At 61.8% G+C, this 22,214-nt stretch carries 24 protein-coding genes and 1 pseudogene; 14 read left to right on the top strand and 11 right to left on the bottom strand.

All coding sequences use genetic code 11. From position 1 onward, the window contains the following. Nucleotides 1–7: 7 nt before the first annotated feature. Complete coding sequence (locus AC3WLP_RS23805; RefSeq protein WP_003252881.1) at nt 8–226, top strand: DUF1127 domain-containing protein; 219 nt, start codon at nt 8–10, stop codon at nt 224–226. A 773-nt stretch (nt 227–999) separates the two neighbouring features. On the opposite strand, the pseudogene AC3WLP_RS23800 reads toward AC3WLP_RS23805, so the two are convergent. Beyond that, nucleotides 1,000–1,105: pseudogene (locus AC3WLP_RS23800) on the bottom strand (3-deoxy-7-phosphoheptulonate synthase); the annotation flags it as partial. A 789-nt stretch (nt 1,106–1,894) separates the two neighbouring features. Between AC3WLP_RS23800 and hemA the strand changes: the two are divergent. The 6 genes from hemA to AC3WLP_RS23770 all read left to right on the top strand — a co-directional run bounded on the left by hemA (nt 1,895) and on the right by AC3WLP_RS23770 (nt 7,245). Beyond that, entirely contained in the window at nt 1,895–3,172 is a 1,278-nt protein-coding gene (gene hemA / locus AC3WLP_RS23795) for a glutamyl-tRNA reductase (RefSeq protein ID WP_003247394.1), read from the top strand. After that, nucleotides 3,169–4,251, top strand: coding sequence for a peptide chain release factor 1 (gene prfA, locus AC3WLP_RS23790; RefSeq protein ID WP_003247392.1), 1,083 nt, complete (start codon nt 3,169–3,171; stop codon nt 4,249–4,251). Before hemA ends, prfA begins: the two co-directional genes overlap by 4 nt. Beyond that, the gene (gene prmC, locus AC3WLP_RS23785) at nt 4,251–5,081 is read left to right on the top strand and encodes a peptide chain release factor N(5)-glutamine methyltransferase (protein ID WP_004575885.1); all 831 of its coding nucleotides are present in this window, start codon (nt 4,251–4,253) and stop codon (nt 5,079–5,081) included. Before prfA ends, prmC begins: the two co-directional genes overlap by 1 nt. Further along, nucleotides 5,075–5,830, top strand: coding sequence for a molybdopterin-synthase adenylyltransferase MoeB (locus AC3WLP_RS23780; protein WP_014755324.1), 756 nt, complete (start codon nt 5,075–5,077; stop codon nt 5,828–5,830). The genes prmC and AC3WLP_RS23780 overlap by 7 nt, the downstream gene beginning before the upstream one ends. After that, entirely contained in the window at nt 5,823–6,620 is a 798-nt protein-coding gene (gene murI, locus AC3WLP_RS23775; protein ID WP_088513049.1) for a glutamate racemase, read from the top strand. The genes AC3WLP_RS23780 and murI overlap by 8 nt, the downstream gene beginning before the upstream one ends. A gap of 106 nt (nt 6,621–6,726) precedes the next feature. After that, nucleotides 6,727–7,245 carry an acyloxyacyl hydrolase gene (locus AC3WLP_RS23770; RefSeq protein WP_003247385.1) on the top strand — a complete coding sequence of 173 codons (519 nt, stop codon included), beginning with the start codon at nt 6,727–6,729 and terminating at the stop codon, nt 7,243–7,245. Between the two features lie 123 nt (nt 7,246–7,368). On the opposite strand, the gene AC3WLP_RS23765 is transcribed toward AC3WLP_RS23770, so the two are convergent. From AC3WLP_RS23765 to AC3WLP_RS23745, 5 genes are all read right to left on the bottom strand, one after another. Then, complete coding sequence (locus tag AC3WLP_RS23765) at nt 7,369–8,067, bottom strand: SDR family oxidoreductase (RefSeq protein WP_088513048.1); 699 nt, start codon at nt 8,065–8,067, stop codon at nt 7,369–7,371. A gap of 11 nt (nt 8,068–8,078) precedes the next feature. After that, nucleotides 8,079–9,506 carry a deoxyribodipyrimidine photo-lyase gene (gene phrB, locus AC3WLP_RS23760; protein WP_088513047.1) on the bottom strand — a complete coding sequence of 476 codons (1,428 nt, stop codon included), beginning with the start codon at nt 9,504–9,506 and terminating at the stop codon, nt 8,079–8,081. After that, complete coding sequence (locus tag AC3WLP_RS23755) at nt 9,497–10,396, bottom strand: MerR family transcriptional regulator (RefSeq protein ID WP_047605069.1); 900 nt, start codon at nt 10,394–10,396, stop codon at nt 9,497–9,499. Before AC3WLP_RS23755 ends, phrB begins: the two co-directional genes overlap by 10 nt. Then, nucleotides 10,386–11,354 (bottom strand): YbgA family protein, encoded by a 969-nt coding sequence (locus AC3WLP_RS23750; protein WP_003247377.1) that lies wholly within the window; start codon nt 11,352–11,354, stop codon nt 10,386–10,388. Before AC3WLP_RS23750 ends, AC3WLP_RS23755 begins: the two co-directional genes overlap by 11 nt. 103 nt (nt 11,355–11,457) lie before the next feature. Further along, entirely contained in the window at nt 11,458–12,444 is a 987-nt protein-coding gene (locus AC3WLP_RS23745; protein ID WP_014755328.1) for an NAD(P)/FAD-dependent oxidoreductase, read from the bottom strand. Nucleotides 12,445–12,631: 187 nt separating this feature from the next. On the opposite strand from AC3WLP_RS23745, the gene AC3WLP_RS23740 reads away from it, so the two are divergent. Further along, the gene (locus tag AC3WLP_RS23740; protein ID WP_012051189.1) at nt 12,632–13,537 is read left to right on the top strand and encodes a TIGR01777 family oxidoreductase; all 906 of its coding nucleotides are present in this window, start codon (nt 12,632–12,634) and stop codon (nt 13,535–13,537) included. 13 nt (nt 13,538–13,550) lie between these two features. Next, nucleotides 13,551–14,567: a ferrochelatase gene (hemH, locus tag AC3WLP_RS23735; protein WP_088513046.1), complete on the top strand. Its 1,017-nt coding sequence runs from the start codon at nt 13,551–13,553 to the stop codon at nt 14,565–14,567. A gap of 35 nt (nt 14,568–14,602) precedes the next feature. Here the strand turns inward: hemH and AC3WLP_RS23730 are convergent, their stop codons facing one another. Together AC3WLP_RS23730 and upp are read right to left on the bottom strand one after the other, a co-directional pair. Then, the gene (locus tag AC3WLP_RS23730; protein ID WP_070096898.1) at nt 14,603–15,868 is read right to left on the bottom strand and encodes a uracil-xanthine permease family protein; all 1,266 of its coding nucleotides are present in this window, start codon (nt 15,866–15,868) and stop codon (nt 14,603–14,605) included. 2 nt (nt 15,869–15,870) lie between these two features. Further along, on the bottom strand, nt 15,871–16,509 hold the full coding sequence (gene upp / locus AC3WLP_RS23725; RefSeq protein ID WP_003247366.1) for a uracil phosphoribosyltransferase: 639 nt from the start codon (nt 16,507–16,509) through the stop codon (nt 15,871–15,873). A 162-nt stretch (nt 16,510–16,671) separates the two neighbouring features. Here upp and AC3WLP_RS23720 point away from each other — a divergent pair, with 162 nt between their 5' ends. The 4 genes from AC3WLP_RS23720 to AC3WLP_RS23705 all read left to right on the top strand — a co-directional run bounded on the left by AC3WLP_RS23720 (nt 16,672) and on the right by AC3WLP_RS23705 (nt 18,586). Next, complete coding sequence (locus AC3WLP_RS23720) at nt 16,672–17,229, top strand: hypoxanthine-guanine phosphoribosyltransferase (RefSeq protein ID WP_010951990.1); 558 nt, start codon at nt 16,672–16,674, stop codon at nt 17,227–17,229. A 2-nt stretch (nt 17,230–17,231) separates the two neighbouring features. Then, complete coding sequence (locus AC3WLP_RS23715; RefSeq protein ID WP_088513045.1) at nt 17,232–17,705, top strand: WbuC family cupin fold metalloprotein; 474 nt, start codon at nt 17,232–17,234, stop codon at nt 17,703–17,705. A 51-nt stretch (nt 17,706–17,756) separates the two neighbouring features. Further along, entirely contained in the window at nt 17,757–18,227 is a 471-nt protein-coding gene (locus tag AC3WLP_RS23710) for a hypothetical protein (RefSeq protein ID WP_003247361.1), read from the top strand. Nucleotides 18,228–18,295: 68 nt separating this feature from the next. Further along, complete coding sequence (locus AC3WLP_RS23705) at nt 18,296–18,586, top strand: PA4642 family protein (protein WP_003247360.1); 291 nt, start codon at nt 18,296–18,298, stop codon at nt 18,584–18,586. Between the two features lie 177 nt (nt 18,587–18,763). Here AC3WLP_RS23705 and mqo read toward each other — a convergent pair whose 3' ends face one another. Together mqo and AC3WLP_RS23695 are read right to left on the bottom strand one after the other, a co-directional pair. Continuing rightward, nucleotides 18,764–20,272, bottom strand: a complete 1,509-nt coding sequence (mqo, locus tag AC3WLP_RS23700) for a malate dehydrogenase (quinone) (protein WP_003247357.1) — start codon at nt 20,270–20,272, stop codon at nt 18,764–18,766. Nucleotides 20,273–20,873: 601 nt separating this feature from the next. Beyond that, nucleotides 20,874–21,107, bottom strand: a complete 234-nt coding sequence (locus AC3WLP_RS23695) for a hypothetical protein (protein ID WP_014755333.1) — start codon at nt 21,105–21,107, stop codon at nt 20,874–20,876. A gap of 145 nt (nt 21,108–21,252) precedes the next feature. Between AC3WLP_RS23695 and AC3WLP_RS23690 the strand changes: the two genes are divergently transcribed. After that, nucleotides 21,253–21,837, top strand: a complete 585-nt coding sequence (locus AC3WLP_RS23690) for a YajG family lipoprotein (RefSeq protein ID WP_010951995.1) — start codon at nt 21,253–21,255, stop codon at nt 21,835–21,837. A gap of 74 nt (nt 21,838–21,911) precedes the next feature. Here AC3WLP_RS23690 and AC3WLP_RS23685 read toward each other — a convergent pair whose 3' ends face one another. Continuing rightward, nucleotides 21,912–22,118: a hypothetical protein gene (locus tag AC3WLP_RS23685; RefSeq protein ID WP_003247353.1), complete on the bottom strand. Its 207-nt coding sequence runs from the start codon at nt 22,116–22,118 to the stop codon at nt 21,912–21,914. Between the last annotated feature and the right edge of the window lie 96 nt (nt 22,119–22,214).

Raw genomic sequence — 22,214 nt, 5'->3', positions numbered from 1 at the left:
CTTCACGATGAAAGGTCATGTCAGCAGCATCCAGCAACCTGCCTTTTCCCTGAGCTACCTGTGGCATGCGGCCTTGCAGCGTCCGGCGCGCTGGCTGCAGTTGTACCGACAGCGTCAGGAGCTGGCCAGCCTCAGTGATGCAACCTTGCGCGACTTGGGGTTGAGTCGGGCGGATATCCAGCAAGAGGCCGAGCGGCATTTCTGGGATGATCCATTGAGGAAGTGATGCCATGCGTGGCAGTCGCTTCTGCTCCAGTTCCAGCTCCAGCTCCAGCTCTTGCTCTTGCTCTTGCTCTTGCTTTGGCTTCTAAGCGCGCGGTAGTTCAGGCGACGCAGATTGCGACTTCAGGAGGCCGAGCGCAGGGCTTGCGGAGGGAGGTGACGGGCATGGATGCCCGTCAAGCGCTGGGCCCCAGGATGGGGCCTGCAGCGCGGTCCTCCCGGGAGCAAGCCCGGAGCGAGGGGACCCCGGAGCGCAGCGTAGGGGCCGGATGATAGGAGCCGACGGTTTTGGTTACTTTGGCCACGACCAAAGTAACCCGCCGGAAGGGCGGAAAGGTGAATAGGCGCCTACATCGTGAATGAATGTCTACTTGATGTGAAAGCGCACAACCCAAAGGCCCAAAAGCTCAAAAGCTCAAAAGCTCAAAAGCTCACAAGCTTAAGCGCTGGTTCTGATCGGGCGTACAGTCCGTTTGCGATGGCGACGCCGACTCACCTTTCCGCCCTTACGGCGGGTCCCTTTTTGTCGTGGCAAAAAGGGACCAAAAACCGTCGGCTCCCATCATCCGGCCCCTACGCTGCGCTCCGGGGTCCCCTCGCTCCGGCCTTGCTCCCGGGAGCACGCGCTGCAGGCCCCATCCATGGGGCCTCAGCGCTTGACGGGCATCCATGCCCGTCATCTCCCTCCGCAATGCCTCCACTCGGCCTCCTGAAGTCGCAATCTGCGTCGCCTGGCCTACCGCGCGCTTAGAAGCAAGATCAAAAGCGAGAAGCGAATTCGGTGATCGGCCGGCACCGCCGATGCATTCGGTGAGGTTCTGCCCAGTCATCTGGATAAGGATACGCCGGCATGGCTGCCCTCGGCCTGGTGTACCTGGAAGAACGCCGTTGCTCTTGCTCTTGCTCTTGCTTTGGCTTTTGCTTCTAAGCGCGCGGTAGTCCAGGCGACGCAGATTGCGACTTCAGGAGGCCGAGCGCAGGGCTTGCGGAGGGAGGTGACGGGCATGGATGCCCGTCAAGCGCTGGGCCCCAGGATGGGGCCTGCAGCGCGGTCCTCCCGGGAGCAAGTCCGGAGTGAGGGGACCCCGGAGCGTAGCGTAGGGGCCGGATGATGGGAGCCGACGGCTTTGGTTACTTTGGCCACGACCAAAGTAACCCGCCGGAAGGGCGGAAAGGTGACTACGCGCCACCTTCGCGAATGAATACCTACTTGATGTGGATGCTCACATCCAAGAAGCAAGAAGCAAGAAGCAAGAAGCAAGAAGCAAGAAGCAAGAAGCAAGAAGCAAGAAGCAAGAAGCAAGGAGCGAAGTGGTCTGTTTTGACTCGGCGAACCGTCATTTGCGATGGCGACGCTGACTCACCTTTTCGCAAAAGGCTTAAGGCAGTTAGCTCTGTAACCAGCTTCTTGGCGTCCGTTGTCACGGGGCAAGCCCACCAAAAAACGCTGCGCTCCCATCATCCGGCCCCTGCGCTGAGCTCCGGGATCCCCTCTCACCGGCCTCCTGAAGTCGCGAAGATCAAAAGCGGGAGTGAAACCTGAAATCAACGTTGATGCTGGCCCGCGAGCGGCGATAGCCGCAGGACTATCAGCACAATAGCGAACGGTGGTTGTCCTGAAACCTGCGAAAGAGGACAATTATCGGCTTCCCGTCACAACCAGCGACCTTGCATGGCCTTTCTTGCACTTGGTATCAACCATAAGACTGCCTCGGTAGACGTACGCGAGCGCGTGGCGTTTACCCCAGAGCAGCTGGTAGACGCCCTGCAGCAGCTCTGCAGACTGACGTCCAGCCGCGAGGCGGCGATCCTGTCGACCTGCAACCGCAGTGAGCTCTATATAGAGCAGGACCACCTGTCCGCCGACGCCGTGCTGCAGTGGCTGGCCGACTATCACCGCCTCAGCCTCGACGAGCTGCGCGCCAGCGCCTACGTGCATGAAGAGCACGAAGCCGTGAAGCACATGATGCGCGTGGCCTCGGGCCTGGACTCGCTGGTTCTCGGCGAGCCTCAGATCCTGGGCCAGATGAAGTCCGCCTACGCCGTGGCCCGCGAAGCCGGTACTGTCGGGCCGTTGCTTGGGCGCCTGTTCCAGGCCACCTTCAGCGCCGCCAAGCAGGTGCGTACCGATACGGCCATCGGTGAAAACCCGGTTTCGGTTGCGTTCGCCGCGGTCAGCCTGGCCAAGCAGATTTTCGCCGACCTGGGCCGCAGCCAGGCCCTGCTGATCGGTGCCGGCGAAACCATCACCCTGGTCGCCCGCCACCTGCACGAGCAGGGCGTACGCCGTATCGTGGTGGCCAACCGCACCCTGGAGCGCGCCAGCATCCTGGCCGAGCAGTTCGGTGCGCATGCCGTGCTGCTGGCAGACATCCCCCAGGAACTGGCCAACAGTGACATCGTGATCAGTTCCACCGCCAGCCAGTTGCCGATCCTGGGCAAGGGCGCGGTCGAGAGCGCACTGAAACAGCGCCGACACAAGCCGATCTTCATGGTCGACATCGCTGTACCTCGCGATATCGAAACCGAAGTAGGCGAGCTGGACGATGTCTACCTGTACACCGTCGACGACCTGCACGATGTAGTGGCAGAAAACCTCAAGAGCCGCCAGGGGGCGGCTCAGGCGGCCGAAGAGCTGGTATCCGTGGGCGCCGAAGACTTCATGCTGCGCCTGCGCGAACTGGCGGCAGTGGACGTGCTCAGGGCCTATCGCCAGCAAAGTGAGCGCCTTCGCGACGAAGAACTGCAAAAGGCCCTGCGCCTGCTGGCCAATGGCGGCAACCCCGAAGACGTGCTGGCCCAGCTGGCCCGGGGCCTGACCAACAAACTCCTGCATGCGCCCAGCGTGCAGCTGAAAAAGCTCTCGGCCGAGGGCCGCCTCGATGCGCTGGCCATGGCCCAGGAACTCTTTGCCCTCAATGAGGGCTCCACGGACAAATCCCCGCAATGAAAGCGTCGCTGCTGAACAAACTGGAAATCCTCCAGGACCGTTTCGAAGAACTCACCGCCCTGCTCGGTGACGCCGAGGTTATTTCCGACCAGACGCGTTTTCGCGCCTACTCCCGCGAGTATGCCGAGGTAGAGCCGGTCTACGCTGCTTATAAAGAGTGGCGCAAAGTCCAGGACGACCTCGAAGGTGCCCAGGCGCTGCTCAAGGACAGTGACCCGGACCTGCGTGAAATGGCCGTGGAAGAGGTGCGTGAAGCCAAGGAGCAACTGCTGACGCTGGAGGCGCAGCTGCAGCGCATGCTGCTGCCCAAAGACCCCAACGACGGTCGCAACGTGTTTCTGGAAATCCGCGCCGGTACGGGTGGCGACGAGGCAGCCATCTTCTCTGGTGACCTGTTCCGCATGTATTCGCGCTACGCCGAAAAGCGCGGCTGGCGCCTGGAAATCTTGTCCGAGAACGAAGGCGAGCACGGCGGCTACAAGGAAATCATTGCCCGCGTCGAGGGCGAGAATGTCTACGGCAAGCTCAAGTTCGAGTCCGGTGCACACCGGGTTCAGCGTGTGCCCGAGACCGAGTCCCAAGGCCGTGTCCACACTTCCGCGTGCACGGTGGCGGTGCTCCCCGAGCCGGACGAGCAGGCCGCCATCGAAATCAACCCGGCCGACTTGCGCGTGGACACCTACCGTGCCTCCGGTGCCGGCGGCCAGCACGTCAACAAGACCGATTCGGCGATCCGTATCACCCACTTGCCCACCGGTATCGTGGTCGAATGCCAGGAGGAGCGCTCGCAGCACAAGAACCGCGCCCGCGCCATGTCCTGGCTGTCGGCCAAGCTGAACGACATGCAGACCAGTGCCGCGCAGAACGCCATTGCCAGTGAGCGCAAGCTGCTGGTGGGGTCCGGTGACCGCTCCGAGCGCATCCGCACCTACAATTATCCACAGGGGCGGGTGACCGACCACCGCATCAACCTGACCTTGTATTCGTTGGACGACATCCTCAGCGGTGGCGTAGACGCGGTGATCGAACCGCTGCTGGCCGAATACCAGGCCGATCAACTGGCCGCCTTGGGGGACTGATGACTGTCATCGCCAGCCTGTTGCGCAACGCGCAGTTGCCTGAATCGCCCACTGAGCGCCTGGATGCCGAACTGCTGCTGGCTGCGGCCATCGGTAAATCGCGCAGCTACCTGCATACCTGGCCCGAGCGTATTGTCAGCAGCGAAGATGCCGAGACCTATGCCGGCTACCTGCAGCGCCGCCGTGGCGGCGAGCCAGTGGCCTATATCCTTGGGCTGCAGGGCTTCTGGAAGATCGACCTGGAGGTTGCGCCGCATACCCTGATCCCGCGGCCGGATACCGAACTGCTGGTCGAGACGGCGCTTGAGCTGCAACCCGCTTCGCCAGCCAAGGTTCTCGACCTGGGTACGGGTACGGGGGCCATCGCTCTGGCGCTGGCCAGCGAACGCCCGGCCTGGCAGGTGACAGCGGTTGACCGGGTGGAGGAGGCTGCTGCCCTCGCCGAGCGCAACCGCCAGCGGTTAGGCCTGGCCAACGCTCGGGTACGGCTAAGCCACTGGTTCGACAGCCTGGCCGGGGAGCGTTTCGACCTCATTGTCAGCAACCCGCCCTACATCGCCGCTGAAGACCCGCACCTGGTGGCCGGCGACGTGCGCTTTGAGCCCAGCAGTGCCCTGGTGGCCGGTGCCGATGGCCTGGACGACCTTCGCGTGATCGCCGCCCAGGCCCCCGCGCACTTGTTGCCAGGTGGTTGGCTGCTGCTGGAACATGGCTACGATCAGGCGGCAGCGGTACGTGCTCTGCTGGCTGAACATGGCTTTATCGAGGTGGCCAGCCGCACGGACCTGGGCGGCCATGAACGCATTACCCTGGGGCGACTGCCATGCTGAGTGATCAGGAACTGCTGCGTTACAGCCGCCAGGTGCTGCTGTCCCAGATCGACATCGATGGCCAGCTGCGGCTCAAGCAGAGCAAAGCGCTGATCATCGGGCTGGGTGGCCTGGGCTCGCCAGTCGCCCTGTACCTGGCCGCCGCTGGCGTGGGTGAGCTGCATCTGGCCGACTTCGACACCGTCGACCTGACCAACCTGCAACGCCAGGTCATCCACGACAGTGCCAGCGTCGGCATGAGCAAGGTCGACTCTGCCTTGCAGCGCTTGCAGGCAATCAACCCGGAAGTCAGCCTGGTTGCTCACCGCCAGGCACTGGACGAGGACTCGCTGACGGCTGCGGTGGCGGCAGTCGACCTGGTACTGGACTGCTCCGACAATTTCTCTACCCGCGAGGCGGTCAACGCTGCCTGTGTCGCCGCCGGCAAGCCGCTGGTCAGCGGAGCGGCAATCCGTCTGGAGGGTCAACTGTCGGTGTTCGACCCGCGGCGCGACTACAGCCCGTGCTACCACTGCCTGTACGGGCATGGTAGCGAAGCCGAACTGACCTGCAGCGAAGCTGGCGTCATTGGCCCGCTGGTGGGGCTGGTGGGTAGCCTGCAGGCGCTGGAGGCGATGAAGCTGCTGGCTGGCTTCGGTGAGCCGTTGGTCGGCCGCTTGCTGTTGATCGATGCCCTCGGCACCCGTATCCGCGAGCTTCGTGTCAAGCGCGACCCGGCGTGCACGGTCTGTGGCAAGCGCGATGGCTGAGCGCTCTGCGCCGGTCGGCGTCATGGACTCGGGGGTTGGCGGTTTGTCGGTGCTGGCCGAGATCCAGCGCCTGCTGCCCAACGAAACGTTGCTGTATGTGGGCGATTGCGGGCATATACCCTACGGTGAGAAGTCGCCGGACTATATCCGCGAGCGCTGCCGGCACATTGCCGGGTTCTTCCATGAACAAGGCGCAAAGGCCATGGTGTTGGCCTGCAACACTGCCACGGTGGCGGCAGTGGCCGACCTGCGCGAGTTGTATCCGTCCTGGCCGTTGGTGGGCATGGAACCGGCCGTCAAGCCTGCAGCGGCAGCCACCCGCTCGGGCGTGGTCGGTGTGCTGGCCACCACCGGTACCCTGCAGAGTGCCAAGTTCGCAGCCTTGCTCGACCGCTTCGCCAACAACGTACAGGTTATTACCCAGCCTTGCCCGGGGCTGGTCGAGCTGATCGAAGCCGGTGACCTTGTAAGCCCAGCGGTGCGCCAGCTGCTGCAAGGTTATGTGCAGCCGCTACTGGCTGCAGGTTGCGATACGCTGATCCTCGGCTGCACCCATTACCCTTTTCTTCGCCCATTGCTGGCCGGCATTGTCCCGGATGACGTGGCCATCATCGACACCGGCGCGGCCGTGGCGCGTCAGTTGCGACGGCTGCTGGGTGCCAATGATCTATTGGCCGAAGGCCCGGCCGGCGCTGCACGCTTCTGGACAAGCGCTGACCCAGAAGCCTTAAGAAAAATCCTACCTGTGCTGTGGCATAAGTCCGACGATGTGCAAAGCTTTGCGTTGTGAAAAAAACGTGAAAAAAGGCTGAACTATCGTTCCACTTCTGCTTTCTACCGCTTTGCCTGAGATGAGGCGGACACTAACAACAGCATCAGAAAGAAGGATGTTTCTTATGAGGAAACTGCTCGGCTTGGCAGCGGCTGCTGCCTTTGTTTTGGGGCAAGCGATGTCGGCACAAGCTGCCGATGTTTCGTTTTCGGTGGGGCAGACCGGCGATTCGACAATGGTTTACCGGCTAGGGCTGCAATCGAATTGGGATGCGAGTTGGTGGCAGACCAGCGTTGGTCGGCTGACCGGCTATTGGGATGGGGCCTACACCTACTGGGATGGCGACGAGACCGCAAGCAATCACAGCCTGTCCTTCGCGCCCGTGTTCGTCTATGAATTTGCCGGGGAGTCGGTGAAGCCTTACATCGAAGCCGGGATAGGGGTAGCGGCGTTCTCCAGCACCGAGCTGGAAAGCAACGAGCTGGGTTCGGCTTTCCAGTTTGAGGACCGCATCGGCTTTGGTTTGCGCTTTGCCGGCGGGCATGAGATTGGGGTGCGGGCGATTCACTATTCCAACGCGGGCATCAAAGAGCCCAATGATGGTGTAGAAAGCTACAGCCTGCATTACAGAATGGCGCTCTGAGTTCGCCTGCATTCGCCACTTCGCGGGCAATGCCCGCTCCTGCCGGCATACCACAGCACTCAAGGTCTGGGTAATTTGCAGGAGCGGGTTTCCCCGCGAAGACGGTAATGCTGATTTCAGGTGTTAACGCGCCAGCGGCCACAGGCTACTGAGGTCCAGCGTCTCCAGGATCAGTTCGGGTTCTCTCTGAGGCCAACGCCGCAGCAACTCCTCTGCGGCACTGCCGGGCGTCCACTCCTCCGGTATCGCCTGTGCCGACGTTAGCGTAACCTTCAACGATTGTGGCCCTACAATGGTCAGTGCTACCCCTTGGTCCTCAAGGGCCTTGCGTTGCTCACGCATCCATTGCGGCAAATTGTTCCAGCCCGCAGTCACCTGTGTCGGTGCAAACAGCTGCAACGCCGAATAGCGGTTGAAAAGCGCCATCACCTGCGGCGACCGACCCTTTTCCAGCAACGGCAGCGCTTTGCTCAGGCAATGCTCTGCGGCCAGCTGGTTGGTAGTGACGATCGCTTCGATCAGTTCACTGTCACTGGCATTGTCTGGCAGGTAATCGGTGGTGCCGGTGTTGAGGATCAGCCCGTCCAGCGAACACCAGGCATGGCAAATTTGTTGGCACGCATGGGTGACGTGTTGTTCTTCCTGCAACTGCCAAGGCAAACGCAACAATTGGCTGCCGTAGCGTGTCCCCAAATCATCCAGTGCATCGCTATCCTTGCCACTCGCGGCAACGCGATGTCCTTCATCGAGCATCCGCTCCACCAAAGCCAAGCCAAGTCCGTTGCTTGCGCCCGTAACCCAGAAACTGCGTGAGTTAATCAAGACGTTATCCCCTAATTCTGCCGGCGTGGCAGCCCTTTGAACGCTTCCAGGGCCCGCTGGCGACTGCTGCTGAGATCTACGATTGGACTTAGGTAAGAAGTATTACCGAAAAGGTCCGTCGATTTAATGGGCTGATGGATGGCTTTTTCATCGAGTGCTTGTAGTTCTGGTACCCAGTGGCGAATGAAATGCCCCTGAGGATCGAAGCGCTGCGACTGCGAAACCGGGTTGAAGATACGGAAATAGGGCACCGCATCGGTGCCGGTGGACGCACTCCACTGCCAACCCCCGTTGTTGGCGGCCAGATCGCCGTCTATCAGGTTTCGCATGAAGTGTCGCTCGCCCTTGCGCCAGTCAATCAGCAGGTTCTTGCTGAGGAACATGGCCACGATCATGCGCAAGCGGTTGTGCATCCACCCGGTGTGCAGCAACTGGCGCATGGCGGCATCGATGATCGGGAAGCCGGTGCGGCCCTGCTCCCAGGCCTCCAGGTCTGCCGGGGCGTCACGCCAGGGCAAGGCTTCGGTTTGGGCGCGGAAGGCGCGGTGGCGCGAGACCTGTGGATAACCGCTCAGGATGTGCTTGTAGAACTCCCGCCAGAGTAGCTCGTTTATCCAGGTCTGCACGCCCATGCTGCCACTGTCGAACTCGCCCCGGTTGCTGGCCAGTGCACCGTGCAAGCATTGGCGGGGCGAAATCACGCCGGCGGCCAGGTAGGGGGAAAGCTGGCTGGTGCCGGGCTTGGCTGGCAAATCACGCAAGTGCTGGTAGTCGTCGATGGTTTCGTCGAGGAAGCGTGACAGACGGGACTGTGCCTCAGCCTCACTTGCTGGCCAGTGGTCGCGCAGTGCGTGCGTGGTTTTTCCGAATCCCTCTACGTGTTGCGGGATCGGGTCGCTGCCGATGTTCAGCGGGGCCTGGCGCTTCACCCGCCCTGCCAGGGCCGGCAGGCTGCGGTGCAGATGCTCCAGGCAGGTTTTCTTGAACTGGCTGAACACCTGGAAGTAATCGCCACTGCGAGTCAGTACGGTGCCCGGACGGAAGAACAGCTGGTCGAGGTAGCTGTGCGCCTGGATGGCCGACTTTTCCAGCAGTGCCCGGGTGGCATCATCCCGGCGCTGCTCATTGATGCCGTACTCCTCGTTCCAGTGCACGCTTTGCACCTGATGTTGGCGACAGACATCGAGCACCGCCTGTGGCGCCTGGTCCCAGGTATCGATTGTGCGGATCAGCAGGGGTATGTTCAGCTTTTCCAGTGATTGGCGCAGGTCATGCAGGTTACGCAGCCAGAAGTCGACTTTGCAGTCGGCATCGTCATGGGCTTGCCATTGTCCGGGGCTGACCAGCCACAGGGCGATGGTCGGGCCGCGCTCGGTGGAGGCGCTGAGTGCAGTGTTGTCATCGATACGCAGGTCGCTGCGCAGCCAGGTCAGGTGCATGGGGCATTTATCTCTACAGGCTGTCGATCATGGGCTTGAAGCACGCGCAATGCCGCCTGCGGGGTGTCGAACAGGAAAAGGTCGGGTAGCTCAAAAGCCTTCAAGCGGGCTTCATGCAGCGCCAGCGTGGCACCACCCAACAGCTTGGGGATTGGTAAGCCTTGCAGGGTGCGCAGCAACGCCTTGTCGTCGATGCGTGGGCCCAAGTGCAGGAGTAAGGCGCGTGGTTTGAGCGTGTTGACGGCGCTTAGCAATTGCGGGCCTGCGACGGGCTGCTCGAGCACCTCGACCGGGAAGCCATTGCTGGTGAGCAGCCAGGCGCACAACCATAAGTCTGGGCTGAAGGTGCGTTCGCTGTCTTCGGCCAGCAACACGGCGGGCCCTTGCAGCAGCTGGTTGTCGTGGTACACGCGGGCACCGAGCTTGCTGCGCAGCCAGCTGTGGAAAAACACCTGCTCCAGCCGAGCGTTGAAGTAATTGCGCCAGCGCTGGTCGAGCATGTCGAGCAGCGGCAGCAGCAGTTGTTCGCACAGGGTGACTGCCGGGTACAGCGCCATGGCCTGGTTAAGTTGCTGGTCGAGGGCGCGCTGTGAAAGGCCGGCGATGGCTTCGATCAGCTGGAATTGCCTGGCTTGCCAGTCCCCCTTCGGTGGGGTGCTGGCGGGTTTGTCGAGCAACTCGCGGACTTGGCCGACCGACGCGCCACGCTGCAGCCAAGCCAGGACCGCCTCGACGCGTTCGACCTGCTCAAGTGGGTACAGGCGATGCCCCTTGGCGGTGCGCTGTGGCTTGAGCAACCCATACCGGCGCTCCCAGGCGCGCAGGGTGACCGGGTTTACGCCGGTGCGACGGGCAAGTTCGCCGATGGGCAGCAAGTCCTCAGACCGCATTGCGCAAGCCCAGGCTCTCGGGGTGCGGCTGCAGGTAGGCTTGTTGCTGCAGGTAGGGGTCTGGGTGCTTGCGCAAATGGTGTTTGAGCAAGGTCAGTGGCACTACCAGTGGTACCACGCCTTGTTGGTATTGGCCGATGACTGCCTGCAACTCGGCCTTGTCCTGCTGCGTCAGGGCATCCTTGAAGTAACCGCTCAGGTGCTGCAGCACGTTACTGTGGGTGCCGCGGCTCGCGCAGCGGCGCAGGGCTTGCATCAGCTGGCTGAAATAGCGCGGGCCGATGCTCTGTGGTTCATCAGCCTTGCTCATGCTGCCAAGCAGGCGGCCGAGGGTGCGATAGGCCTGGGGGTTATTGGCCATCAGCAAATACTTGTAGCGCGAATGAAAGCGTACCAGCGCGCCACGGTTTAGGCCCTCGGCCAGCAGGCGCTGCCAGTCGGCGTAGGCGTAAACGCGGCTTATGAAGTTCTCGCGCAGCACGGGGTCATGCAGGCGGCCTTCTTCCTCTACTGGCAGGTCCGGGCGCAATGCACAGAAAGCCTGGGCATAGACGCCGCGCCCACCATGCACGGCCGGGTGGCCATTGTCCTGATAAACCTTTACCCGTTCCAGGCCGCAAGAAGGTGACTTCTGCATGAAGATGTAGCCGCAGATGTCGTCAAGTTCGTTGGCCATCTGCTCGCCATAGGTGCGCAGCGGGTCGGTCAGGTCCTTGCCGGGGTCGCGGGTGCCGACCACTTCGGGTTGCTCGGGGTTGCCGACCAGGCGAATCGGGTCGCGCGGAACACCCAGGCCGATTGCCACTTCCGGACATACAGGTAGCCAGTCGAAGTGCTGTTCCAGTTGTTTACGGCACAGGTCGGAGGCCTTGTGGCCGCCGTTGTAGCGCACGCTGTGCCCGGTCAGGCAGGCGCTGATGGCGATACGCGGCTTGCGGTGGGCGGAAGGGTCGTGCATGGCTGCCTCCGAAAATAAACCTGTACGTGACTCGAAACTTGTACAGGTTTATTTCAGCACAGCGCTGAAGTTATGCAAACTAGTATTTTTGTATAGTTCGGCATCACTCAAGGTGTTCGAGCAAGCGCCGCGCCGCTTCCTGGCCACTGAGCCATGCGCCTTCGACGCGGCCGGACAGGCACCAGTCCCCACAGGCGTACAAGCCCTGGTCGGCATCGGCCAGTGCGCCCCACTCATGGTTGCTACTGGGGCGGGCATAGAGCCAGCGGTGAGCCAGGGAGAAGGTGGGCGGCGGTACCACGCAGCCGACCAGTTCGGCGAATTCACCCCACAACTGTTCGATCACTTCTTCCTTGGGCAGGTCGATGTGTTGCCGGCTCCAGTCTGACGTCGCGTGCAGTACCCAGGTGTCCAGGTGCTCGTCGCGGCCGGGCTTGCTGCGATTGCGGGCCAGCCAGTCCAGCGGGTTGTCCTGCACGAAGCAGCCTTGCATTGGCGTATCCAGCGGTGCCTGGAAGGCGAGGGCCACGGCCCAGGTAGGTTCCATTTGCACGCCAGCGGCCACGGCCGCCAGCTTCGGTGTGGCGGCCAGAAGTGGCGTGGCCTGCGGTGCCGGTACGGCGATGACCACACGGCTGTAGGGGCCGTGGCTGCAACCTTCGGTATCTTGCAGGTGCCAGTACTGCTTGCCGCGAAACACTTCCGCTATGCGGCAGCCGAAGTTGACCGTGACGTCCTTGAGCAAGCCGCGGGTAATGGCGCTCATGCGTGGCACGCCTACCCAGCGCGTCTGCTCGTCAGGGGAAGGGGTGAGTTCGCCGTCACGGTAGTTATACAGTTGAGGCTTCCATTGTTCGGCCCAGCCGGCGGCCACCCATTGCTGCACCTGATCGACAAAGCGTCGGTCACGGGCAGTGAAGTACTGTGCGCCCAGGTCGAGCGCGCCGGCTTCGCTGCGCTTGCTGGCCATGCGCCCGCCACTGCCGTGGCCTTTGTCGAACAAGTGCACGGATTGCCCGGCCTTTTGCAAAGCCTGGGCGGCTGACAAACCGGCGATGCCGGCCCCGATGATGGCGATAGGTATTGTCATGATGGCCTCTTCAAACCTTGCTGTGAGCAGACTACGCTGTCAGGCAAACCTGTACAATGCAAAAATTCTGTATAAGGTTATTCCGTGTTAGCGGGCAGGTTGGCCTATGTTTATCCGAGAGCGTCGGGTCAAAAAAGTGCCTTGCTGTTAAAAATAGACCACCGACGCATTCTGCGAGGACACAGCCATGCATATATTGCTGACAGGTGGCACCGGTTTGATTGGCAAGCATCTGTGCCAGTACTGGCTGGGCCAAGGGCATCGGCTTACGGTTTGGAGCAGGCGTCCTGAACAGGTGGCAAAAATCTGTGGTAGCGGGGTGCGCGGTATCGCGCGCCTGGAGCAGTTGGAGGCCGACGATCATCTTGATGCGGTGGTCAACCTTGCGGGTGCGCCGATTGCCGACAGGCCCTGGACGGCCGCCCGGCGCAATGTGCTGTGGGCCAGCCGTGTCACCCTTACCGAGCAATTGCTGGCTTGGTTGGGCACCCGTGAGCAGCGCCCGGAGGTGTTGATCTCCGGCTCTGCGGTAGGTTGGTACGGAGACGGTGGCGAACGCGAACTGACCGAGGCTTCACCCCCGGTGCGTGAAGATTTCGCCAGCCAGTTGTGCATTGCCTGGGAAGAGACCGCCCAGCGTTCGCAAGCGCAGGGGATCCGCGTGGTACTGGTCCGTACTGGCCTGGTGCTGGCCAGCGATGGCGGCTTTTTGTCGCGCCTGCGCATACCCTTCAAGCTGGGGGTGGGCGGGCCTTTGGGCAATGGGCGGCAGTGGATGCCCTGGGTTCATATAGACGACCAGGTCGCCCTGATTGATTTTCTCTTGCAGCACAAGGATGCCAGCGGTCCTTATAATGCCTGCGCGCCGGAGCCTGTGCGCAACCGTGAGTTTGCCAGGCGACTGGGCCGCGCCCTGCATCGGCCGGCGCTGTTGCCAGTGCCGGCATTGCTGCTCAAGGCCGGGCTTGGCGAGATGTCCACCTTGCTGCTGGGAGGCCAGCGGGCGCGCCCGGTACGCTTGCTGGAAGCCGGCTTCACCTTCCGCTTCAACGATCTGCAATCGGCGCTGGACAACCTGTCCAGTGGCCTCTGACATAGGACGCTGCATGACCGATCACGCCCTGCTGCTGGTCAACCTGGGTTCCCCGGCCTCCACCTCGGTGGCCGATGTGCGCCGTTACCTCAACCAGTTCCTCATGGACCCGTACGTGGTCGACCTGCCGTGGCCGGTGCGGCGCTTGCTGGTGTCGCTGATCCTGATCAAGCGGCCAGAGCAGTCGGCACACGCCTACGCTTCGATATGGTGGGAGGAGGGCTCGCCTCTGGTTGTGCTGACCCGTCGCCTGCAGGCAGCGATGGTCGAGCACTGGCCCCATGGCCCAGTGGAAATTGCCATGCGCTACGGCCAGCCAGCGTTGCCTGATGTGTTGGAGCGGCTGGCCGCCCAAGGTGTGCGCAAGGTGACTTTGGCGCCGCTTTATCCACAGTTCGCCGACAGCACGGTGACCACGGTGGTCGAGCTGGCAAAACAGACCGTCAGCGAGCGTCAGTTGCCGTTGCAGATGCGTGTGCTGCAGCCGTTCTACGAGCACCCGGCGTACATCGAGGCACTGGCTGCCAGTGCCCGGCCGTACCTTGAGACGGGTTACGACCACCTGCTGCTGAGCTTCCATGGTTTGCCGGAACGGCACCTGAAAAAGCTGTTTCCGAAAGGGGTCAAGCACGACCTGCGTGCTGCCGATTGCTGCCACGGTGCAACCGCCGAAGTACGTTCGGTTTGCTATCGCGGGCAATGCCTGGCTACGGCCAAAGCCTTTGCGCAGAAAATGGGCATACCTGATGGCAAGTGGTCGGTATCGTTCCAGTCGCGGCTGGGCCGGGACAAGTGGATCGAACCCTACACCGAGACGCGGTTGGATGAACTGGCCAAGGCCGGTGTGAAGAAGCTGCTGGTGATGTGCCCGGCATTTGTGGCGGATTGCATCGAGACGCTGGAAGAGATAGGCATGCGTGGCAGCGAGCAGTTTGTCGAGGCGGGTGGCCGGGAGCTGGTGCTGGTGCCGTGCCTGAATGATCACTCGGAGTGGGTGAGGGTGTTGGCTGATATGAGTGAAAAGGCCTGAATCGAAGGGGCCGCCTTGCGGCCCCTACCGACCGTTTATACATCCAGCTTCTTGTGCTTCCAGCTGTCATTACCCGGCAGAATCAGGTTCAGCGCAATAGCCACAATGGCGCACAGGGCGATGCCCTTCAGGCCCCAGTCATCCGGGCCGTCACCGCTGCCGATCAGCACGCCGCCGATACCGAACACCAGTGTCACCGAGACGATCACCAGGTTGCGTGCTTCGCCCAGGTCAATCTTGTGGCGGATCATGGTGTTCATGCCCACCGCTGCAATCGAGCCGAACAGCAGGCACAGAATACCGCCCATCACCGGCACCGGGATGCTCTGCAGCAGCGCGCCGAACTTGCCGATGAACGCCAGGGTAATGGCGAAGACCGCCGCCCAGGTCATGATCTTCGGGTTGTAGTTCTTGGTCAGCATCACCGCGCCGGTCACTTCGGCATAGGTGGTGTTGGGCGGGCCGCCGAACAGGCCGGCTGCAGTAGTCGCCAGGCCGTCGCCCAGCAACGTCCGGTGCAGGCCAGGCTTCTTCAGGTAGTCACGGCCGGTCACGCTGCCCACTGCAATCACCCCGCCGATATGCTCGATCGCCGGCGCCAGCGCAACCGGGACGATGAACAGAATGGCCTGCCAGTTGAACGCAGGGGCGGTGAAATTGGGGATTTCCAGCCACGGTGCGGCAGCGATCCTGGCGGTGTCGACCACGCCAAAGGCGAACGACAGGGCAAAGCCCACCAGCACGCCGGAGATGATGGGCACCAGGCGGAAAATGCCCTTGCCGAATACGGCAACGATCAAGGTTGTCAGCAGCGCTGGCATCGAGATCAGCATGGCCGTCTTGTATGGCATCAGCGCCGTACCGTCCCCACCTTTGCCCATCGCCATGTTGGCGGCGATCGGTGCCATGGCCAGGCCGATGGAGATGATCACCGGGCCGATCACCACCGGCGGTAGCATGCGGTCGATGAAACCGGTGCCGTTGATTTTTACCATCAGGCCCATGAAGGTGTACACGAAGCCAGCAGCCATTACGCCGCCCATGGTCTCGGCCAGGCCGAACTGGCCTTTGGCGAGGATGATCGGCGTGATGAAGGCAAAGCTCGAGGCCAGGAACACCGGTACCTGACGTCCGGTGACCAGCTGGAATAGCAGGGTGCCGATGCCGGCGGTGAACAGCGCGACGTTCGGGTCGAGGCCGGTGATCAGGGGCATCAGCACCAGCGCGCCGAATGCCACGAAGAGCATCTGCGCGCCCGAAACGACCTGGCGCCAGAGCGGGTCGTTGAAGCCGTCCTGCATGGTCAGGCGTCCTTTTGCTTGGTGCCGAAGATCTTGTCACCGGCATCACCCAGGCCTGGCACGATGTAGCCGTGCTCGTTCAGGCGCTGGTCGATCGAGGCGGTGTAGATCTTCACGTCCGGGTGGGCTTTTTCCACCACCTCGATGCCTTCTGGTGCGGCGACCAGCACCATGGCGCGAATCTCTTTGCAGCCGGCCTTTTTCAGCAGGTCGATGGTGGCAACCATCGAGCCGCCGGTGGCCAGCATCGGGTCGATGATCAGGGCCAGGCGCTGGTTGATGTCCGGCGCGAGCTTTTCCAGGTAGGTGTGGGCTTCGAGGGTTTCTTCGTTTCGGGCAACGCCGACGGCGCTGACCTTGGCACCCGGGATCAGGCTGAGCACGCCGTCGAGCATGCCGATGCCGGCGCGCAGGATCGGTACTACGGTGATCTTCTTGCCGGCGATTTTTTCAACCGAGACCTTGCCACACCAGCCGTCGATCTCGTAGGTTTCGAGGGGCAGGTCCTGGGTGGCTTCATACGTCAGGAGCGCGCCGACTTCCTGGGCGAGTTCGCGAAAATTTTTGGTGCTGATATCGGCACGGCGCATCAGGCCAAGCTTGTGGCGGATCAGCGGATGGCGGATCTCACGAGTGGGCATAGGGGAGGGCTCCGAAAGGCGGGCAAAAAAACCGCGCTAGATTAATCTATTCAGCCTGTGCTGTCGTCTGGTCATTCTGGACGTTAGTCCATAAATGCTTGATCTGTGACGAGCGGATGCGTACCTTTGCCCGCTTTTCCAAAATGCCCCCCGGAGCGCGCCATGTCCGCCGATCTCGAGCATATCCGTCAAGTCATGCATGAAGCTGACTGCCTGTACACCGAAGCCGAAGTCGAAGCGGCCATCGCCAAAGTCGGCGAACAGATCTGCAAGGACCTGCACGACAAGAACCCGGTTGTGTTCTGCGTGATGAATGGTGGCCTGATCTTCTCCGGCAAACTGCTGACTCACCTGCAGTTCCCGCTGGAAGCCTCCTACCTGCACGCTACCCGCTACCGCAACCAGACCAGCGGCGGCGAGCTTTTCTGGAAGGCCAAGCCGGAAGTGTCCTTCATCGACCGTGACGTGTTGATCGTTGACGATATCCTCGACGAAGGCCACACCCTCAGCGCCATCATCGAGTTTTGCAAGCATGCCGGCGCCCGCTCGGTGTACACCGCTGTGCTGATCGACAAGGATCACGACCGCAAGGCAAGCCCTGACCTCAAGGCCAACTATGTGGGCCTGCCTTGTGTCGATCGCTATATCTTCGGTTACGGCATGGACTACAAAGGGTACTGGCGCAATGCTAACGGCATCTTCGCCGTAAAGGGGCTGTAACCGTGCGCCAGCCTGCGTTCATCGACCAATCGCTGTTCGTCGGGCTGGCCGAAAAGGCCGCAGCCAACCCGCGCGGGCGGCAGCATCACACCTTCCACGAAATGGAAGAGCCCTGCCATCGCATGGCGGTCGGGCTGCAACCAAGCACCTACATTCCGCCGCATCGCCATGTGAGCGCCGACAAGGCTGAAACCTTGATAGCACTCAAGGGGTGCTTTGGCCTGCTGATCTTCGATGAACAGGGCACGGTTGCAGACAAGCGGGTGCTGCAGGCCGGTGGCGACTGTCTGGGTGTGGATCTGGCGCCTGGTACCTACCATGGCTTGGTGGTGCTGGAGCCCGACAGCATCCTGTTCGAGTGCAAGGCTGGGCCATACCGACCAGTGAGCGAGGGCGAGCACGCACACTGGGCGCCGCGCGAGGGTGAAGCCGGCGTGGCCGATTACCAGGCCTGGATGCGCGCGCAGTTCGATTGATATCGGCTGCACCCGGCATGCTAGAGTGCTCCTTCATACAAGGAGCCTCACATGCGTGCGATTCTTCCCCTCCTGCTGGCGGTCAGCCTGCCGCTCGCTGCCGCACCGCTGCACAGTCAGTTCCTGCCACCTGATGACCAGTCCCTGCGCCAGGAAGCGCCGACCAGCCAGCAATTGCTGCAAGTGACTGACTATTCGGTGGTCGTAGGGGCCCAGCGCCAGTCCGATCAGCAGCCGATTCCGATCACATCGTCGTTGCAGGTGCGCCTGAAGGGCAAGCCGCTGAGCAAGGGCGCAACCATTGCCCAGGTGCTGCTGACGTTCGATGGTGAAGCGGCCAAAAGCCTGAAAAAGCCTGTGTATGACGCTAAAACCCGCACCTTGAGCCTGAATTACCCAGTCAGCAACTACCGGGTGGTCATGGACCTGCTGCGTAACGAAACCCTGTACGTGCAGTTTCTGACTTACGGCAACGGCCATATCTGGGCCGACCTGCACACCGGGACGGTACGTACGCGTTGAGGCGCGAAGCCTGCGGGGGGTAAACTGCCGGCCTTCGAAATTCCGTGATGGTCCAGTTGGAGTCGGCAATGCGTAAAGACAAGAAACAGGTAATCGGTGACGAAATCAGCGACGACTACATCAAGTCGTTCCTTCAGTTCGAGCCGGCCGATGGTGTGACTTCGCCGTCGCTGCACAAGCTGGTCAAGGCTTACCGTGGCCTGCGCGTGGACGACTTTGAGCGCTTTGTAGGCTTCTTCGTCGAGGCTGGCCTGGACCTGGATGGCAAGGACGAGCACGGCAAGACCTTCGTCGAGCAAATTGCCGACCAGCGCAATGCCCCTGAGTACATCGAGATCATCGATAAAGCCCGCGGCTGATCTGTAGCCAGTGCCGGCCTCGTCGCGGGCGCGCCCGCTCCCACAGGAGTCGCGCCGCACCTGCGGGCATTACCGAACCTGTGGGGGCGGGCATGCCCGCGAAGAGGCCGGTACAGGCTGATCAAGCGCCAGGCACAAAAAAACGCCCCGAGGGGCGTTTTTGCGTTTCAGGCCGGCTTAGGCGTAATGCTTGGCCGCCGGGCTGCTTTCTGCCAGGTCCAGGGCTGCGTCGTTATCGGCACTGATCTTGTGGTACAGCGCAGCATCGGTTGCCAGGGTCTTCTCGCGAGCCGGGAAGATTTCCTTGAGCTTGGCAGCCCAGGCACCCTTGGCCTGCTCGGGGAAGCAGCGCTCGATCAGTTCCAGCATGATCGACACGGTCACCGAGGCACCCGGCGATGCGCCGAGCAGAGCTGCCAGGCTGCCGTCCTGGGCCGAGACCAGCTCGGTACCGAACTGCAGCACGCCGCCTTTTTTCGGGTCTTTCTTGATGATCTGCACGCGCTGACCCGCCACTTCCAGGCGCCAGTCTTCGGCCTTGGCCTGCGGATAGAAACGACGCAGGGCTTCCAGACGCTGCTCCATCGACTGCATCACTTCGCTGACCAGGTACTTGGTCAGGTCCATGTTGTCGCGGGCCACGGCCAGCATCGGGCCAATGTTGCCCATGCGCACCGACAACGGCAGGTCCATCAGCGAGCCGTGCTTGAGGAACTTGGTAGTGAAGCCGGCATACGGGCCGAACAGCAGCGAAGTCTTGCCGTCCACGACGCGTGTGTCCAGGTGCGGTACCGACATCGGCGGGGCGCCGACAGCGGCCTGGCTGTAGACCTTGGCCTGGTGCTGCTTGACGATTTCCGGGTTGTCGCAACGCAGCCACTGGCCGCTGACAGGGAAGCCGCCGAAACCTTTGCTTTCCGGGATGCCGGACAACTGCAGCAGTGGCAGGGCCGCGCCGCCGGCGCCGAGGAAGACGAAGCGGGCGTCGACTTCACGGCTGCCGCCGCTGTTGACGTCCTTGATGCTCACGGTCCAGCCGCTGCCGTTACGGCGCAGGCCGACAACCTTCTTGCTGTACTTGACCTGCGCGTCCGGCGAGTCGCCCAGCAGCTTGAGCAGCTTGTTGGTCAGTGCGCCGAAGTTGACGTCGGTGCCTTTGGCCACGCGGGTAGCGGCGATGTGCTGGTCGGCCGGGCGGCCAGGCATCATCAGCGGCATCCAGTCGTTCATCACGGCCTTGTCTTCGGTGTATTCCATCTCGGCGAAGGCGTGGTGCTGCTTGAGCAGCTCGAAGCGCTTCTTGAGGAAGGAAACACCCTTGTCACCCTCGACATAGCTCAGGTGCGGGACAGGGTTGATGAAGGCACGCGCCGAGCCGAAGTTGCCCTTCTTGCTCAGGTAGGCCCAGAACTGGCGCGAAACCTCGAACTGGGTGTTGATGTGCACGGCCTTCTTGATGTCGATGCTGCCATCGGCGGCCTGCGGCGTGTAGTTCAGCTCGCACAGGCCGGCGTGGCCGGTGCCTGCGTTGTTCCAGGGGTTGGAGCTTTCCGCGGCCCCGGAGTCCATCGCCTCGACGACCTCAAGCTTCAGGGTCGGGTCAAGCTCCTTGAGCAGTACGGCCAGGGTGGCACTCATGATGCCCGCGCCTACCAGTACCACATCAACCGATTCGTTCTGCGCCATTTAACGCGTCTCCACAATCTACAGCTACCTAATTGACAGCATAGGACCTGGGTTTGCCAGGGTCGCCATGTCCGACTTTTCGCAGTTCTTGCAACTTCCGCGGACACCGCCAATCAGTCTTCGGGTTCGTGTATTGAACGCCGTTTGCCACAGGTGCGGCAATTCGACTTATGGTCAAGGTGTCGTGCGTGCGTTATGGAACGGTTCAGACACTCATACGGGATGAGCGCATCTGCCGCCTGTTCAGGGCTGTTCGGGACACATCTGCCGCTTTTGCACATGCCAGACTGTTCATTTGCTCGCCACACTCTTGTGAAGTTGTGAAAACCGTTTTTTCACGCTCTTTTGGAGACGTGAACCTCAAAAGGGGACTGCGCGATGGCAACCCGCAGGTTCATGCAGTGTGAAGGGCCGGAAAAAGCAGGCACGACAGCCGATGCAAGACCTGAGTGGAAGGCTCTCTGTGGGCGAAGCGGTGAAGTTGCCGGGGTCAATCGGCGAGTGCGGGGCCCGATCAGGAGACGTCCTTATAATCGGGGGGAGATTATAGCGATGTCGCGGGCAGAAATGTCGCCATTCGTGGTTTTTATTGCAGCGTTTGTCAGGCAACGAGGAGGCGCTGGTGCCAACGGCGGTTTGCGCGGGCGCAAACCCGGGCTTCGGCGGGCAGCTCGCGCCCCAGCCAGGCCAGCTGAATTTCGCTGATCTGCACCCAGTCGATGCCCCGTGGTGCCTGGCTGCATTGCTTGAAGGCCAGGCATTTGCCATCCGCGTCAAGGCGGGCATAAGCGTTGTGACGCGACCGTTGGAAGAGCTGAGTCCAGAGCGAGGTCATGGTGGCGAGTCCTTTGCGTTAGGGCTTGGCGCAAGGATAAGGGTGTGGCGATGAAACGATTGTGACAAGCGGGCCGGGCCGATGACTGGTCTGTGCCTGGCTAGGTATACTGTGGGCCTTTGCCGCATTTTCTGGAGAAACGCGCATGTTGCAACGTCTGTTGTTCGGTTTGATCGCCGTGGCCAGCCTTAGCCTGGTCGGTTGTGCCCACAGCCCGCAACAACTCAACCCGCAACCCACGCTCAAGGCCCAGCTGGCCCCGGTCGGCCATGGCCAGCCGGTGGTGGTCCGGGTAGTTGATGGCCGGCCTTCACAGTCCCTGGGTACCCGCGGTGGCATGTACCCCGAGACCAGCACCATCAGCGTCAGCGGTAACGACGTGGTGCCCAAGCTGCAGGCTCAGGCTGAAGCCGCTGTGCGCCTGCTCGGCTTCACCCCAACCCCGAACGCCGGCAATGCGCCGCAGCTGACCGTGACCCTCGCCGAACTGAAGTACCAGTCGCCGAAAGACAACCTTTACGTGACCGAGGCCACCATCGGCGCCACCTTCCGCGCTGATGTGACCAATGGCGGCCGCCGTTACAGCGGCCGTTATGGCGCTTCGCTGGACCAGCGTTTCGGCATGGCGCCGAATCAGGACACCAACACCCAGCTGGTGGGGGATGTGCTGAGCGATGCCCTGACCCGCCTGTTCAAGGACCCGAGCATTGGGCAGGTGCTGGGTCAGTAAGCTTCAGGTTGTGTCAGAGAACCCGCTGCCTGAGTGACAGGCAGCGGGTTTTTTGTTGCCTGGACGGCACAGATTTACGCCGCTTCTATGTGGAAATCCAGCAAGCTGAACCCTGTGCCTGCATCCACTTCGGGCAAGTCCTCATGCACATGTCCGCCAAGCGCACAGTAGACCAGCCACTGGCGGTCCTGCACATTGATGGCAAAACCATCGATCAGCGCCTGTTGTTCATCGCTCTGGGCAACGAGGTAGAGGCGGTCCTGGTTTTCGGCGTGCAACATGAAAAAGCTCCGGGTCATCAAAAGGTCGACAGGGTCGCCTGTATGGATGACGAGCGGATGACAGATGAAATTTAATGACAGTTTGTCGCCAAGGCC

It is taken from the genome of Pseudomonas sp. FW305-E2 (genome assembly GCF_058782925.1).
Note: the sequence above shows the minus strand (reverse complement) of the source record. Positions and strands in the feature narration are given on the sequence as shown.

Excerpts from the sequence above, each read along its gene's own strand:
- AC3WLP_RS23805 (WP_003252881.1), top strand. The coding sequence starts at position 8 with ATGAAAGGTCATGTCAGCAGCATCCAGCAACCTGCCTTTTCCCTGAGC.
- hemA (WP_003247394.1), top strand. The coding sequence starts at position 1,895 with ATGGCCTTTCTTGCACTTGGTATCAACCATAAGACTGCCTCGGTAGAC.
- prfA (WP_003247392.1), top strand. The coding sequence starts at position 3,169 with ATGAAAGCGTCGCTGCTGAACAAACTGGAAATCCTCCAGGACCGTTTC.
- prmC (WP_004575885.1), top strand. The coding sequence starts at position 4,251 with ATGACTGTCATCGCCAGCCTGTTGCGCAACGCGCAGTTGCCTGAATCG.
- AC3WLP_RS23780 (WP_014755324.1), top strand. The coding sequence starts at position 5,075 with ATGCTGAGTGATCAGGAACTGCTGCGTTACAGCCGCCAGGTGCTGCTG.
- murI (WP_088513049.1), top strand. The coding sequence starts at position 5,823 with ATGGCTGAGCGCTCTGCGCCGGTCGGCGTCATGGACTCGGGGGTTGGC.
- AC3WLP_RS23770 (WP_003247385.1), top strand. The coding sequence starts at position 6,727 with ATGAGGAAACTGCTCGGCTTGGCAGCGGCTGCTGCCTTTGTTTTGGGG.
- phrB (WP_088513047.1), bottom strand. The coding sequence starts at position 9,506 with ATGCACCTGACCTGGCTGCGCAGCGACCTGCGTATCGATGACAACACT.
- AC3WLP_RS23755 (WP_047605069.1), bottom strand. The coding sequence starts at position 10,396 with ATGCGGTCTGAGGACTTGCTGCCCATCGGCGAACTTGCCCGTCGCACC.
- AC3WLP_RS23750 (WP_003247377.1), bottom strand. The coding sequence starts at position 11,354 with ATGCACGACCCTTCCGCCCACCGCAAGCCGCGTATCGCCATCAGCGCC.
- AC3WLP_RS23745 (WP_014755328.1), bottom strand. The coding sequence starts at position 12,444 with ATGACAATACCTATCGCCATCATCGGGGCCGGCATCGCCGGTTTGTCA.
- AC3WLP_RS23740 (WP_012051189.1), top strand. The coding sequence starts at position 12,632 with ATGCATATATTGCTGACAGGTGGCACCGGTTTGATTGGCAAGCATCTG.
- hemH (WP_088513046.1), top strand. The coding sequence starts at position 13,551 with ATGACCGATCACGCCCTGCTGCTGGTCAACCTGGGTTCCCCGGCCTCC.
- AC3WLP_RS23730 (WP_070096898.1), bottom strand. The coding sequence starts at position 15,868 with ATGCAGGACGGCTTCAACGACCCGCTCTGGCGCCAGGTCGTTTCGGGC.
- upp (WP_003247366.1), bottom strand. The coding sequence starts at position 16,509 with ATGCCCACTCGTGAGATCCGCCATCCGCTGATCCGCCACAAGCTTGGC.
- AC3WLP_RS23720 (WP_010951990.1), top strand. The coding sequence starts at position 16,672 with ATGTCCGCCGATCTCGAGCATATCCGTCAAGTCATGCATGAAGCTGAC.
- AC3WLP_RS23710 (WP_003247361.1), top strand. The coding sequence starts at position 17,757 with ATGCGTGCGATTCTTCCCCTCCTGCTGGCGGTCAGCCTGCCGCTCGCT.
- AC3WLP_RS23705 (WP_003247360.1), top strand. The coding sequence starts at position 18,296 with ATGCGTAAAGACAAGAAACAGGTAATCGGTGACGAAATCAGCGACGAC.
- mqo (WP_003247357.1), bottom strand. The coding sequence starts at position 20,272 with ATGGCGCAGAACGAATCGGTTGATGTGGTACTGGTAGGCGCGGGCATC.
- AC3WLP_RS23695 (WP_014755333.1), bottom strand. The coding sequence starts at position 21,107 with ATGACCTCGCTCTGGACTCAGCTCTTCCAACGGTCGCGTCACAACGCT.
- AC3WLP_RS23690 (WP_010951995.1), top strand. The coding sequence starts at position 21,253 with ATGTTGCAACGTCTGTTGTTCGGTTTGATCGCCGTGGCCAGCCTTAGC.
- AC3WLP_RS23685 (WP_003247353.1), bottom strand. The coding sequence starts at position 22,118 with ATGTTGCACGCCGAAAACCAGGACCGCCTCTACCTCGTTGCCCAGAGC.